The sequence below is a fragment of the Nostoc sp. 'Peltigera membranacea cyanobiont' 210A genome, assembly GCF_002246015.1.
Taxonomy (GTDB): domain Bacteria; phylum Cyanobacteriota; class Cyanobacteriia; order Cyanobacteriales; family Nostocaceae; genus Nostoc.
Window position 1 is genome coordinate 1,001,839 of sequence record NZ_NOLJ01000001.1, and the last position, 14,628, is coordinate 1,016,466.

The 14,628-nt window shown below is 43.1% G+C and carries 8 protein-coding genes; 4 read left to right on the plus strand and 4 right to left on the minus strand.

From position 1 onward, the window contains the following. Positions 1-117: 117 nt before the first annotated feature. Positions 118-1,827, minus strand: coding sequence for a multicopper oxidase family protein (locus tag CDG76_RS04140; RefSeq protein ID WP_190240751.1), 1,710 nt, complete (start codon positions 1,825-1,827; stop codon positions 118-120). Positions 1,828-2,061: 234 nt separating this feature from the next. On the opposite strand from CDG76_RS04140, the gene ileS reads away from it, so the two are divergent. Together ileS and CDG76_RS04150 are read left to right on the plus strand one after the other, a co-directional pair. Further along, entirely contained in the window at positions 2,062-5,037 is a 2,976-nt protein-coding gene (ileS, locus tag CDG76_RS04145; protein WP_190240752.1) for an isoleucine--tRNA ligase, read from the plus strand. Between the two features lie 460 nt (positions 5,038-5,497). Next, the gene (locus CDG76_RS04150; RefSeq protein ID WP_094347767.1) at positions 5,498-5,797 is read left to right on the plus strand and encodes a hypothetical protein; all 300 of its coding nucleotides are present in this window, start codon (positions 5,498-5,500) and stop codon (positions 5,795-5,797) included. Positions 5,798-6,085: 288 nt separating this feature from the next. Here the strand turns inward: CDG76_RS04150 and CDG76_RS04155 are convergent, their stop codons facing one another. The 3 genes from CDG76_RS04155 to CDG76_RS04165 all read right to left on the minus strand — a co-directional run bounded on the left by CDG76_RS04155 (position 6,086) and on the right by CDG76_RS04165 (position 12,098). Beyond that, a complete protein-coding gene (locus tag CDG76_RS04155) occupies positions 6,086-8,614 on the minus strand; it encodes a mannose-1-phosphate guanyltransferase (RefSeq protein ID WP_094347768.1) in 2,529 nt (842 codons plus the stop codon). Between the two features lie 283 nt (positions 8,615-8,897). Then, entirely contained in the window at positions 8,898-10,757 is a 1,860-nt protein-coding gene (locus tag CDG76_RS04160) for a glycosyltransferase family 39 protein (RefSeq protein WP_094347769.1), read from the minus strand. A gap of 102 nt (positions 10,758-10,859) precedes the next feature. Beyond that, on the minus strand, positions 10,860-12,098 hold the full coding sequence (locus CDG76_RS04165) for a glycosyltransferase (RefSeq protein ID WP_094347770.1): 1,239 nt from the start codon (positions 12,096-12,098) through the stop codon (positions 10,860-10,862). 925 nt (positions 12,099-13,023) lie between these two features. Between CDG76_RS04165 and CDG76_RS04170 the strand changes: the two genes are divergently transcribed. Both CDG76_RS04170 and CDG76_RS04175 read left to right on the plus strand, forming a co-directional pair. Continuing rightward, positions 13,024-13,947 (plus strand): energy-coupling factor ABC transporter permease, encoded by a 924-nt coding sequence (locus CDG76_RS04170; protein WP_094347771.1) that lies wholly within the window; start codon positions 13,024-13,026, stop codon positions 13,945-13,947. Further along, positions 13,940-14,593 (plus strand): energy-coupling factor transporter transmembrane component T family protein, encoded by a 654-nt coding sequence (locus CDG76_RS04175; protein ID WP_094347772.1) that lies wholly within the window; start codon positions 13,940-13,942, stop codon positions 14,591-14,593. The genes CDG76_RS04170 and CDG76_RS04175 overlap by 8 nt, the downstream gene beginning before the upstream one ends. The last annotated feature ends 35 nt before the right edge of the window (positions 14,594-14,628 follow it).

Consider the following 14,628-nt stretch of genomic DNA (forward strand, 5'->3'; position numbering starts at 1 on the left):
ACCTCCGCAAAATTTCTGATTACTCCCCTGGTTGACAGCCAATCCGATGAGGCAAAGCGGAAAATTTAGGGGAGGGATATTCGTGAGAGGTTCTTTAAGGATTACTGAATTGGTGTTCTAGGGAGTTGTAACAACTTCAAAGGGTCGCATCATATCAAAGTCTTCGTGTTCCAGGATGTGACAGTGCCAGATGTAATACCCTGGTTTGTCGAAGGTGGCAATAATACGAACAACTTCACCTGGGTTAACAACTACGGTGTCTTTCCAACCTTTCTCAGAAAGTCGTGGAGGCTCAGGATTGCCGATTAGTCCAACATTTTGTAGAAATAGCTTAGACTTACCAGAAGCTGCGTAGTTTACCGCCGTAGGCATCGCTGGGACTGGACTGCTAGCAAAATTCTGTCGATTTAGAATCAAAAAGGAAACCAAGTGCAAGTGAATTGGGTGTGGCTCCTGTGTAGCGTTGTATAATTCCCAAACTTCAGTTGTGCCGAGTTTTGGTTTCTCAGTAATTGGATCGTCATAGCGCAATGAGCCGTCTGCCAATGTACCTAGCTCTAGCAACTTCCGACCGTATTCATCCGAATTTTCAAAAAGAACCAGTTTCCGAGTCAGTCCGGTTTGAGCAGGAGGTATAATCTTGTCAGGTCGCAGCTGTGTTGTCAGTCCATCACTTTCATTGGTATCGACTGTCGCATTGGGAACATTTGAAAGTGGTTTATCGACCGTAATTTTCATGATCTGACCTGTAAGATTGGGATCAGCTTTATCATCGAAGTTCCTGATGATCAACTCTTTTCCCGAATCGCCAGTGAAGTCAACAATCACATCAGCGCGTTCACCTGGAGCAAGAACTAAATTTTCAAGCGCGACTGGTTTTTCTAATAAGCCTTGCTCAGTGCCGATTTCGTAAAACTTTTCCTTTGAGTCGTTGAAATTCAGGTTGTAGAAGCGTGAATTTGAACCGTTTGCCAAGCGTAAACGGTACTTTCTAGGTTCGACCGCCAGCTTTGGCCAGGCCATACCATTTACTAGGATGAAATCACCGTAGAAATTCGGCTTTACACTTGGATATGGAGCATTAGGATAATTTGAACTTGGTGGGTAGTAAAGCTGACCATCCGCAGTGAAATCCCGATCCTGGATGATGATTTCTTTCTCGTGGTCGCCACTAGGCAAAATGTTGTGATTGATTAGATTAATTTCGTTATTATCCCTCAGCAAATAGAAGCCTGCAAGACCAGCGTATAAACTTAAACGACTATTACCGAGGATGTGGTCGTGATACCAGAGTGTTGCTGCCCGGCTGTCATTTGCATAACTATAGTTCTTTTTAACCCAACTGGTTCCGGTTTGTGAAAAATCTTGTGTAAACCAAGCTTCAGAAAATCCGTCGCTAGTCCACTCAGTATGACCGCCATGCAGATGCGTCACTGTAGGTACAAGCCCTTTTTGGAGAGCGTTTTCAATCGATTTTGGAATAATGCTCTTGTCTACTGGCAAAAACTTATATCCAGATTTTGGTAGTTTGTTGTTCCACAGCACTTTAATCGGTACGTTTTTTTGCGCCACGAATGTGGAACCTGGGTAAGTAACACTCTTTTGCCCTTGTAAGCCATACCCCCAAACTGTTGTATTCAAGCGTGAATCATCGTCTGTACCATATATGCCATCTGCACCAGGACTATATAATCCAAGCCATTGCTTGGTTTCTCCTATCTCTACATTGAAGTGACCACCGTTTCTCGCATCTATCCTTGCTAGAGACGGCAATGAATTGATGAACTTCGGTTGGGTTCTCGGATCTAGCAAGGAATCAGCAGCCATAGTTACACTCAATCTGGAAAAGATTATTCCAGCCAGTACTGCCACAATAAATACAAAGGGGAGATACAGTTTGAAGTATCGTCTCCACTTACTTAGCAAGAACTTAGTCATAATTAATGTATCTCTTCAAAAATTCTTATTGATAGTAAGCTAATGGTAAAATAGAAAAATTTGGTTTTGATGCCATCTTCTATAATTAATAAAACCTGCACACCTAATTCTAGGCATGAGACTGTGACCGAATCAGGAAGTTACAAAGATACAGTAAACCTACCCAAGACTAATTTTGATATGCGGGCAAACGCCATCAAGCGTGAGCCTGAAATCCAAAAATTTTGGGAAGAAAATAAAATTTACGATCGCCTCTTTGAAAATAACCCCGGCGAATTATTTATACTGCACGATGGGCCTCCCTACGCTAATGGCTCACTCCATATTGGTCATGCCTTAAATAAAATTCTCAAAGATATTATTAACCGCTACCAAATGTTACAAGGGCGTAAAGTTCGCTACGTTCCTGGTTGGGATTGTCACGGATTGCCAATTGAGTTAAAAGTTTTGCAGAACATGAAGCCAGCAGAACGGCAAAATTTAACGTCTTTACAACTGCGGCAGAAAGCGAAAGAATTTGGACTAGCGACGGTAAACGACCAGCGCAATAATTTTAAACGCTACGGTATTTGGGGTGATTGGGAAAATCCTTATCTAACTCTAAAGCCGGAATATGAAGCGGTTCAAATTGGCGTGTTTGGTCAGATGTTCTTAAAAGGCTACATCTATCGCGGTTTAAAGCCGGTTCACTGGAGTCCCAGTTCTAAAACCGCTTTGGCTGAAGCTGAGTTGGAATATCCTGAAGGTCACGTTTCCCGCAGTATCTATGCAGCTTTTGCAGTTACAAGTTTGGCTGAAACTGTAAAACCACTGTTGGCGGAATATCTGTCAGATTTGGGTGTGGCTATCTGGACGACTACACCTTGGACAATTCCGGGGAATTTGGCTGTGGCGGTAAATGCAGATTTGAATTATGCAGTGGTGGAAGTGGAACCCCACCCCCCAACCCCCTCCCCGCAAGCAGGGAGGGGGAGTGAGGAAGTTTCTTCTCCCTCTCCGTTAACGGAGAGGGGGACTGAGGGGGTGAGGTTCCGCTATCTCATTGTTGCTGCTGATTTAGTGGAACGTTTATCTTCAACCTTGGGAGTTGAGTTAACCGTAAAAGCCACATTCAAAGGGAATGATTTAGAACATACTACTTATCGTCATCCTCTATATGAGCGCGAAAGTCCGATTGTCGTCGGCGGTGATTACATTACTACTGAATCAGGTACTGGGTTGGTACATACTGCTCCCGGTCATGGTCAAGAAGACTACATTGTTGGTCAACGCTACGGTTTACCCATCCTTGCACCAGTGGATGACAATGGCAATTTTACCGAAGAAGCGGGACAATTTGCGGGGTTGAATGTGCTGGGTGATGGGAATCAAGCGGTAATTGATGCACTGGCTGCGGCTGGTTCTTTGTTGAAGGAAGAACCATACCCCCACAAGTATCCTTATGATTGGCGGACGAAGAAGCCAACAATTTTCCGCGCCACGGAACAATGGTTTGCTTCCGTGGAAGGATTTAGGGAAGAAGCATTGAAGGCGATCGCAACTGTAAAATGGATTCCAGCCCAAGGTGAAAATCGCATCACGCCAATGGTAGCGGAACGTTCCGATTGGTGTATTTCTCGTCAACGCGCTTGGGGTGTACCCATTCCCGTTTTCTACGATGAAGCCACAGGGGAACCACTGTTGAACGAAGAAATTATCAACCACGTCCAAGGAATCATCGCAGAAAAAGGTTCTGATGCTTGGTGGGAATTATCAATTGAAGAATTATTACCAGAATCTTATCGTAATAATGGCAAGTCTTACCGCCGGGGTACAGACACAATGGATGTATGGTTTGATTCTGGCTCATCTTGGGCAGCTGTCGTTCAACAGCGTCCAGAGTTACGCTACCCTGCTGACATATATTTGGAAGGTTCTGACCAACATCGCGGTTGGTTTCAATCAAGTTTGCTCACCAGCGTAGCAGTAAATGACATTGCACCTTACAAAACTGTGCTAACTCACGGCTTCGCTTTGGACGAACAAGGGCGAAAGATGAGTAAGTCAGAAGGAAATGTGGTCGATCCAAATACAATCATTGAAGGCGGAAAAAATCAAAAAGTAGAACCGCCTTACGGTGCAGATGTGTTGAGATTGTGGGTATCATCGGTTGACTACTCCGGCGATGTTCGTATTGGCAAAAACATCATTAAGCAAATGAATGATGTTAGGGGTAAGATTCGCAATACGGCGCGGTTTTTGTTGGGTAGCTTGGATGATTTTGACCCAGAAAAAGATGCAGTTCCCTTCGAGGAATTGCCAGAACTTGACCGTTATATGCTGCACCGCATCACCGAAGTATTTGAAGAAGTCACCGCAGCCTTTGAAAGTTTCCAATTCTTCCGCTTTTTCCAAACAGTGCAGAATTTCTGCGTGGTGGATTTATCCAACTTTTATTTAGATGTGGCCAAAGATAGGCTGTACATCAGTGCAAAAGATGCTTTCCGCCGTCGCAGTTGTCAAACGGTGCTGAAAATAGCTTTAGATAATTTAGCACGAGCGATCGCTCCAGTATTATCTCACACTGCTGAAGATATCTGGCAATATCTCCCTTACAAAACACCTTACAAATCAGTCTTTGAAGCCGGTTGGGTGCAGGTTGAGGAAAAATGGCGTAATCCAGAGTTAGCGGAATTTTGGCAACAAGTCCGGCAAATCCGTACTGAGGTCAACAAGGTTTTAGAAGGAAGGAGAGTAGCCAAGGAAATTGGGTCTTCTCTAGAAGCTAAGGTGTTATTATATATCTCTGATTTGGAACTGCGTAAACAGTTACAAGCACTTAACCCTAATTCAATTGAACAAAGTAACGGTGTAGATGAGTTACGTTATCTATTTCTAGTATCTGAAGTTGAACTGGCAGAATCCCCTGCTAAAGAAGCAGAAGAAGAGATAAAAGTAGCTAAATTGTTGGGTACTGAGAAAATAACAACTATTGATGTTCTGAATGCTGAAGGGCAAAAGTGCGATCGCTGTTGGAACTACTCTACTCATGTGGGAGAATCAGCAGAACATCCCCTAATTTGCGAACGGTGTGTTGCAGCCTTAGCTGGAGAGTTCTAAAAGCAAAAATCCCACGGCGCTAGCAGACTAGAAATCACTAACCTAATGGCTAAATGCACTTAGGGACTTCCAATAAATAAATTATCCAATCTTGTGGGGCGGGCATCTTGCCATAGGTGTCAATTTAACGTGAAACCCGCTTGGTGACAACGTTTTGCCCTCACCCCCAGCCCCTCTCCCTAAGGGAGAGGGGAGCTAGAGATTCAATTCCCCTTCTCCCAAGGGAGAAGGGGTTAGGGGATGAGGGCGTGAGGGATTTGCAAAACGCCTGTCCGATATAGTTTTCGGCTTAAGTTGACACCAATGATACCAATTTGAAAAAAGAATGCGACAAATAGACCGTTTGTAGAGACGCGATTTATCGCATCTTACGATATCCTCACAAAACATCCCCATAATTACTGGTTTCAAAAATCACTTCGGTAAAGGAGGCTAGAGGGAGTAAGTTTTTTGTGCATTTATGAAATTAATCCAAATACTAAAACTAGCCGTAATTCCGGTTTTGACTGTATTTAGCTTTGTGTCTACATCAAATACAGCACTAGCTGACTATTTAAATAGTCAGGGTTCAGGAGGTAATTACCGTTACGAATTATGGTCTACAGATGATAATCATTACTATTTGAAAATTTGGCGATATGAAGCAAATCCAGAAAGTGACCCATATACAACAACTCAAGGATTTGCTTCTACTAGGGAAGCTTTAATTTATTTTGATTGCAATTACGATGAGAAAAATTTACCAGAATGTTCTCAATGAGAATTTCATATCATGTCCGCTTGATTGCTTATTAAACCCGAAGAACCCCACCCCGCCAAAGCTACGCTTTGTCTCCCCTCCCCGCTTGCGGGGAGGGGATTAAGGGGTGGGGTGTAATGACTGTGGTTAGCATAACTAATTACGCGGACATGATATCAAACCCCCTCAACATAATTCGTAATTGTTAATTCGTAGTTCGTAATTAAAAAATTCAATTACGAATTACGAATTACGAACTTGTACTGAGCGTAGGCGTTGGCGCAGCCTCTCGTAGAGAAGTATTACGAATTACACTTCGGCTGGTTGATATTCTTGTTGTCTTTCTACAAACGACTGAACACGAGTGCGGTAGTTTCTCACAGTCTCATCTACCCATTCGCGATCGTTGCTATTTGCATACAAATGCACCAGTGGTTCGCTGGCATCTGGTAAAACTAACAGCCAACTGTCATCGTAGGGTTGACAAATTTTTACTCCATCAATTAATTCTAGATTTTGGGCTGGGTGAGTTTCTACCAAGTAACGCATCAAAGCACCCTTAGCTGTCCACGGGCAACGGACTGTATAACTTTTGTGAATTACACGGGGCAATTCTGACCGCGCAGCAGCAAGCGATCGCTCTTGTATAGTCAACATTTCAATTATCTTCGCAATGCAGAACATGGAATCAAATCCCGGATGCAGTTGCGGGAAAATAAAACCAGTCTCTCCACTACCTCCTAAGACCACATTCGGGTTTTTCTGACAAGCTTCCATTAAAGCTGTAGGGTTAGCTTTAGTGCGAATCACTCTACCATCATGGCGACGGGCGACTTGTTCAATAGCACTGGAAGCATGAACTGGTACAACTACTGTTCCTCTGGGGTTAGCAGTTAATATCATGTCTACCATCAGTGCTGTTAAAGTTTCGCCACGAATTGGGTAGCCTGATTCATCAACTAAAATTAGCTGTTCTCCATTAGCGGATACTTGCACCCCAAAGTTAGCTTTTAATGCCTCCACTACATGACCTAACTGAGTCAGCAATCCTTCGCGATCGGTGATTGACATCGCCGTTTTATTGACACTGGCATTCAATACCACTGCATCAGCGCCAAATTTATCTAACATTTGGGGTAAAACTGCCCCCGATACTGCATAAACATAATCAATCACCACTTTGGCGCGACTGTTGCGGAGTGTATGCACATGCAACAGTTTCTCAAAAGCAGTACAGTAGCGCTCCATAACTTGGCTGGGATAAGACACATCGCCAATTTCATGAATTAGCGCCCGCCGCATATCCTCCTTAAAGTAAGCCCCTTCAATTTTCTTTTCCAGGGCTTTGGAGATATTAATGCCCTTTGCATCCATGAATTCAATCAAAATGTAGTCAGGGCGGTCGGGATGTACCCGAACGTGGATACCACCAACTACCGACATTGTGGGTATAACTGTGCGGGCAATGGGGATAGCTGTGGCATCGAGATTTTGAATATCAATACCTACAGACATTAAACCAGCAATCAGCGATCGCGTCACCATCCGAGAAACATTACGCTGGTCGCGGGAAACCGTTACTTTAGAACCAGGTTTCAAAGTAGAACCGTAAGCAGATCCCAATTTCACAGCGAATTCTGGAGTGATGTCGATATTCGCTAATCCTTGGACACCACGTTGCCCAAATAAATTCCGTTGGGCGGTGTTTCCCCAAATCAAGTTAATGTTTAAAACTGCCCCTGACTCAATCTTTTTACTGGGCCAAACACGTACACCAGGGCTAATTTGGGCTTCTTCTCCCACCGTGGAAAGCGAACCCACAACAGCAGCTTCTAATACATGGGCGCGGCGGTCTACACGAGTGCCACGGGAAATCACACAGGCAGAAAGATGTGCTTCCTCGCCAATAAATGCCCCATTCCACACGATGGGACGTTTGAGATTAGCATCAGCACCAATAGTTACATTATCCCCAATTACGGTTCCTGCCTCAATTTGGACTCTTGCCCCAATCCGGCAATTGTCACCAATCACTGCTGGGGTTTCAATCACAGCCGTCTGGTCAATGTAAGTATTTTGCCCTACCCATAACTCATGGGAAACTTCTTTGTAGGCAAAATCTAATTGCACTTTCCGGTCTAAGGCATCATATTGAGCCTCACGATAAGCATCTAAGTGACCGACATCACACCAGTAACCTTGAGCAATGTAACCATACATTGGCTCATCTTTTGCTAGTAGTAAAGGGAATAAGTCTTTGGAAAAGTCACATTCAACGTTTGCTGGCAGATATTCCAAAACTTCTGGTTCGAGAATGTAAGTACCAGTGTTAACGGTATCAGAAAAAATTTCACTACTAGAGGGTTTTTCTAAAAATCGCCGAATCCGGGCTTCCTCATCAGTAATCACCACTCCAAATTCAATCGGGTTGGGAACCCTGGTTAAAATCAAAGTAGCTTTTGACTTATTTTGTTTGTGAAATGCGATCGCAGCCGTCAGGTCAAAATCTGTTATGCTATCACCGCTAATGACTAAAAAAGTTTCATCAAGAAGTTCGGCAATGTTTTTTACACAGCCAGCTGTACCCAAAGGCTGATCTTCTTCGACGGCATAAGTCATCTGAACGCCAAAATCGCTGCCATCTTGAAAATAGTCTCGCAAGACATCGGGTAAATAATGCAATGTTGCAATAACTTCTGTAATTTGATGTCGTTTGAGGAGATTGATAATATGTTCGGCAATTGGTCGATTTAGAATCGGCACCATCGGTTTCGGCAGATCGCAAGTTAACGGGCGAAGCCGCGTTCCCGAACCCCCTGCCATCAGTACTGCACGCATAAATCCTCCTTAACTAGTTACAGCCTTTGCTGCTTGAAAACCTATCAGATAGATTTTGTTATTCTTTCTCTAGTCTCCTATGGATATTCATATTTGAGGAACTTCCACAAGATGCATATAGATTGGGGATTGGGTACTAGGGACTGGGGATTGGCAGGTTTGAGGTTTTGAAAGAGATTAACGAGTCTTTGAGATGGATGAACGAGTTTTTTTTTGAGGTGAATACAAGTTCTAACTCCCACTCCAGTCCCCAGTCCCCAATCCCCAGTCCCCAGTTCCCAGCTTATTGGCAATGATAAAGTTCATATTCGTAGCCGTCTACGGTTGGCAAAGATTGAGTATCAGATATAGCGCATGTTTTAACGGTTTCTGCTACCGGTGCGTGAAAGTTTACCAGCCACAAGTCAAAAGGTCGTGGTAATTTTTTTAAAGTATTTTCCAAAGCAATAGTGGAAGCATTCGGATCTCGATCTTGATGAGCCAGGAGAAACAGGGGATTTTGGAGTGAATTTGCACGTTTAATCTCCCTCGCAACTCCCATCATTTCCCCAGTGTGTACATAAGTTTTGTGGGTGGTGGCAATCAATACTGGTGTTGGGGATGTTTGTTGAATTAGTTGCACAAATAGGTCAGGGCGATAATATTTTTGATAGCCGAGATTGCAGATTACTGTAACTGCACTGAAAAATCCCATTAACCAAATTAACATTACGGCTTTTTTCCCGCTTATTCCCCATTTACCTATGCTTGTTATCCCATTTTTGCCTTGCTCTGTTTCCATCTGGGGAGGATGCCAACAAACTGCGAGACTTGCGCCTAGTAAAACCACGATCGCGGGAAAGTAAACAAAGTTATATCTAGCACCCCTGGTAAGATCAATACCCAAAAAGTACGTAAAAATAAAGAATAAAGCGATCGCACTGATAACTACTCCAGCAAGTACCTGAATCATCATCCGGTTTTCTGGGTGCTGTAGTTGAATTTTAATCCCACGCAGCAAAATTGGTACTGCCCAAATAAAGAAAGTCAGCATCACCACTCCAGAAGGAATCACAACCAATAGCTGTGAAGATTCAACTGGTAATAGGGAAATCATTGCAATCAATGTTCCTAAAGCTTGAAAAATTGGGCTTAACCAATCTAGTCCAACGCGCGAACCCCGAATCCATTCGGTCAAAGCACCACGATTTTCATTCTCTAACAAGGTTGGTATCCAAATTAAACCCGCTACACCAGTACCTATAGCAACGGCATAGATGCGCCGCCAGGGAGGAGAAAAGAGGAGAGAAAATTTGCTGCTAGTTTGCAATTGATGCCAAGCCAGAAAAATCAAAACTACGACTTCTGTGCAAAGGGTAAGGGTGAAAAAATAATGAGTAGCAATACCTAAAGCATTAATTCCTATCCAGAAAAGTGCTATCCATATAGGTAAAGGTGTGCGGTTTTGAATATGACGTGTGGCAATTACTAAGCAGGTGAGAGAACCAATTACCCATAAGATTGCCAAAGTGTAATGACGCGCTTCTTGTGCTAAAAATACGCCATAAGGTGATACTGCCATCATGGCAGCAGTCAAGTGTCCCACTAATGACGAACGAAACGCTACTCTACCTAATACATAAACACATGGGATGGAGGCAGCGCCAATTATCGCTGGTAGCAATCGCGCCGCAAACAGCGATACCAATCCTCCATCACTGGGAAATAATTTCATCCACAGATAAGCCAGCACAAAATACAGTGGTGGATGACTATCTTGTGTAGCTAAGTTATGAATAACATCACCAATACTAGCCACTGGGTTTGGTTGCAGTGGTTGTAATAGGATATCAGGTGCGATCGCTCGATCGAGGGGAACTGATAAAAAAGTATTCCCCAAGCTAAACACCAAGGTGGCAAACTCATCAGTCCAAGGAGGCTTTGCAGTCAAGTTGACTAGGCGCAAGCTGATGCCAACGATCAACCAGATTAAGATCAGCAAGAGATTAACCCAGGAAGGAGGAAGGCGATGCCAATTATGCCAATGCTTGCGTTGTGAGCCAGAGTTTTTATCTGCCAGAGGCAAAAAATGGTTAGCAGATGCAGGTAGCAACGAGATAATTTGTTTGTAAAAATAAAATGCACCTTGAAAAAAAACTCTCATTGCTGGGCCTCACATTCATGGATTTGTAGATTTGACGTTTGAGATTTAAGTTCGTTCTAAAATCTAAAAACAAAAATCTAAAGCTCAAATCCCTCGTTGTGATTATTTCACGTCTGTGACGCGCCAGCTAAGTTTCAAATTAACCCAGAAATTCCAGATGGTAGCAACTGCGATCGCGATCAACTTAGCTAAATACTGATTTATTTCCAAGACATTATAGAGAAAGTTAATTATTAGAGCTTGTAATATAACTCCTGCCAAACAGACTGCACTGAACTTCAAGAATCGCTTGAAACGTTGATGCAAAGCACGTTGACCTTGAGAAATATCACTAAAAGTCCATACATCATTCCATAGAAAATTATTTACGATTGCCACTCCAGCCGAAAGAATCGTACTGCGAGTTAAACCTAAATGAATTACAGTACGCAGCAAGTGAAACACCGTTAAATCCACAAACACACCACTAAAGCCAACAAACCCAAAACGGACAAATCGACCGACGGGGAAATTGACTTTTCTACTCAATCGTCCTACTTTCCCTGTGGAGAGCCGCAATCGCACTAAGTGGTGGATGTAATCTATATATTGCTTCCATGTCACCTTACTCTCGCCCTCTTTGCGTTCGCAAAATACATACCCAACCTCGGCAACTTGGTCTACTTTTCCCCGGCCAATTACTTCTAGGAGAATTTTATATCCAACTGGATTGAGTGTTGCACCTGCGATCGCACTCCGGCGCACCATAAAATAACCACTCATCGGGTCAGAAACTCTGCCCAATACCCCCGGTAAGATCACCAAGCCTAACAACTGAGCGCCACGAGACAAGAAACGCCTAACAACACTCCAGCTACTAACACCGCCTCCTTCTACATGACGGCTAGCTACTGCCAAATCTGCTCCCTGCTCAATATTATGCAATAGTTGTATTAGTACTTCTGGTGGATGCTGCAAATCTCCATCAATCACCCCCAGCACACTCCCGGTAGCTGCTTGCCACCCACGAATCACCGCTGAGGATAGCCCCCGTTCTTGTTGGCGTCGCATCACTCGCAACTGCGGGTATTCTGTCGTCAAAGATTGCGCTATCTCCCAGGTTCGGTCTGGACTATCATCATCTACTACTATTAGTTCATAGTTTCCTGCAATAGATTCATCCAGTAATTGACTCAATATGCTGACTACATTTTTGATGTTGTCACGCTCTTTATAAGTAGGAATCACTAGAGAAAGATGAATATAATTATCATCTGTACCCACGGAGTTGGGGGGCAACTCTGAAATCTTTAGTGGGCCAGTTGATACTGTTAACAGTGAGTTGGATGAGTTGGTTTTCATATTCCAAATTGCAAAACGAGGGTGTGTAAAGTCCGTGGAAAATAGAATCAAACATCTGCTGACTTTATTGACTAAACCTAGTTACTCAAAAGTTGAGGAATCCTTTTGTTACAGTTAGTTGCCCTGAAAGTTTAGTAATTCCCGTACTTCGATTCCCACTATTTTCCTAAATTCATCTAAATTTTACATCTTACCCCTTGTTTTTATGATATTATACGAAAAATTACGTATTTTTTAGCAAAATATCCTGTACTTTTAAGTAAACTAAGTCAGCAAATATACAGTTTATTCAGCATATCTTTATAATTTTTTAATGATACACGGCGAATATTATTTTAATATGGAGTATCGGAAATTTTGGTAATATGCTTATACATTACTGTTTTTACAGCAAGGTAAGAAGAAAGTGCAAATGCTGACTACATAAGCTTGTTACACCCGTCAAAACTTATTTGTTGATGCGATAAGTATTGAATTAATTAAACCCTACAAAACAAAGAAAAATCAAAATATTTCTTTGATAAATAGTTATAGCTATTTCTTAACCATAAAAGCAGTTATAAATTCCTATTTTATTTTTGAAAAAACGAACTACTCCATAAGGTAAGAGGCAATTAATGTTTCGTTCTTACCAGTTTTTAGGAGTAATTTGATGAACCAAATGAGAGTAGATATGTACAGTCTCGTTTTGGAAGATTTGTCAACGTTTAGCAATATCAAAAATAAGCTTAACAAAAATTAATATGCTACTAAATAAGTATACTATTTAGTAGACACTGGATTGAAAATATGTCAAAAGTAACACTGTAAAATCCCCCGATAGGGCATTGCCAAAAAGAGAAAAATTTTGTTTGTTATTAAATTAGATGACTTAGTTTTATTGCTTGTTTTGAGTAAATGAACCTCTAAAAATACAGGGTAGATCATGCATATTCCTGATGGATTTGTTTCTATTCCGGTGGCAGGGGCTACTGGTTTAGCAAGTGCGGCAGCGCTGTTTGTTGCCTTCGGGCGATCGCAAGAAGCTTTTGGTATTCGTCGTGCCCCAATATTGGGACTAACCACCGCCTTCATTTTTGCTGCCCAGATGATCAATTTTCCAGTAGCAGGAGGTACTAGTGGTCACTTGTTAGGGGGAACCTTAGCTGCGATCGTTTTAGGTAGTCCTTGGGCAGGAACATTGTGTCTCGCCACAGTTTTAATTATTCAAGCCGTGCTATTTGCTGATGGTGGCATTACAGCCTTGGGAGCAAATATTTTTAACATGGCAGTAGTTGGGGTTTGGGTTGGCTGGGTTTTAACCGAAACCTTACAACGGTTGTTTGGTGGGTCTAAAGGGCGCTTACCCTTGGCTGCTGGGATCGCAGCTGGTGTGAGTGTAGCGGTAGCTGCGATCGCTTGTGCCATTGAATTAGCTCTTTCTGGAACTGCACCGGTAGCGATAGTTTTACCAGCCATGACTGGTGTGCATATTTTGATTGGCATTGGCGAAGGAATGATTACCGGGGGTGTGCTGACTTATCTGGCCAAAGCCAGACCAGATTTGTTACCAGGCGAACAGCACGAGTTTCGCGGCTGGTCAGTGCCTATTGTCACCATTTTTCTGATTGCGGGAGTGCTGTCACTCTTTGCCTCAGCATGGCCCGATGGTCTGGAGAAAGTTGCCGAAAACACAGGCTTCCTAGACTTAGCCCAGAAAGTACGGATAATTGTGCCAACTCCCTTAGCTGACTATGGAATTGAGGGTTTGGGGCCAATTGGTACTAGTATCGCTGGACTGGTGGGAGCTGCGGTTTGCTTTGCTGTTGCCTTTGGAATTGCCAAGGTAGTGAAACCGAAGAATGCTTAAACTTTCCTTACCGCTACGCTTGCAACTGTCTCTAGTGATTGTGGTGGGAGCAGCTTTATTAAAGCATCATGCTTGGTATGGACTAAGTGTATATGGCGCGATCGCACTTTTCTGGGCTTGCTTCTTGCGCGTACCAATTCGCCAATTGGGAGGATTACTCGGCACAGAATTGATTTTTTTGTCATTGCTAGCATTGCCTTTGGGATGGGAACGAGCCAGTTTTTTGCTAGTTCGTTCGCTGGTTTGTCTGGTGACGATGAATAGTTTTTTGTTAACTTTACCGCCCCACAGTTTCGGGATTGCCCTGAAAACATTACCAGTACCAGCACCTTTAAAGGAAAACTTGTTGTTAGCTGGGCAATATATGGAAATTTTGCTCTCAGAAGTAACACGGATGCGGCGCAGCGCCCAACTACGCGGTCTGAATGGAACTACGGGATGGTTGCGCTATGCTAGTGCTTCGATGATTGGAGCTTTGTATCTCCGTAGTTTAGATAGAGCAGAGCGAGTCTATGCGGCAATGGTAGCTCGTGGTTACAACGGACAATTACCCATAGATTCTACCCTCAGACCAAAAGAACGTTTTGCCCTATTAATAGCTTGGGCGATCGCTGCTAGCGTAACCCTAACTTCTTACAAAATTTAACCCACTCCCCAGTAGAGACGCGATTAATCGCGTCT

Bases quoted from the DNA above. Each gene is read 5' to 3' on its own strand.
- CDG76_RS04155 (WP_094347768.1), bottom strand. From the start codon at position 8,614: ATGCGTGCAGTACTGATGGCAGGGGGTTCGGGAACGCGGCTTCGCCCG.
- CDG76_RS04160 (WP_094347769.1), bottom strand. From the start codon at position 10,757: ATGAGAGTTTTTTTTCAAGGTGCATTTTATTTTTACAAACAAATTATC.
- CDG76_RS04175 (WP_094347772.1), top strand. From the start codon at position 13,940: ATGCTTAAACTTTCCTTACCGCTACGCTTGCAACTGTCTCTAGTGATT.
- CDG76_RS04150 (WP_094347767.1), top strand. From the start codon at position 5,498: ATGAAATTAATCCAAATACTAAAACTAGCCGTAATTCCGGTTTTGACT.
- CDG76_RS04140 (WP_190240751.1), bottom strand. From the start codon at position 1,827: ATGGCTGCTGATTCCTTGCTAGATCCGAGAACCCAACCGAAGTTCATC.
- CDG76_RS04170 (WP_094347771.1), top strand. From the start codon at position 13,024: ATGCATATTCCTGATGGATTTGTTTCTATTCCGGTGGCAGGGGCTACT.
- CDG76_RS04165 (WP_094347770.1), bottom strand. From the start codon at position 12,098: ATGAAAACCAACTCATCCAACTCACTGTTAACAGTATCAACTGGCCCA.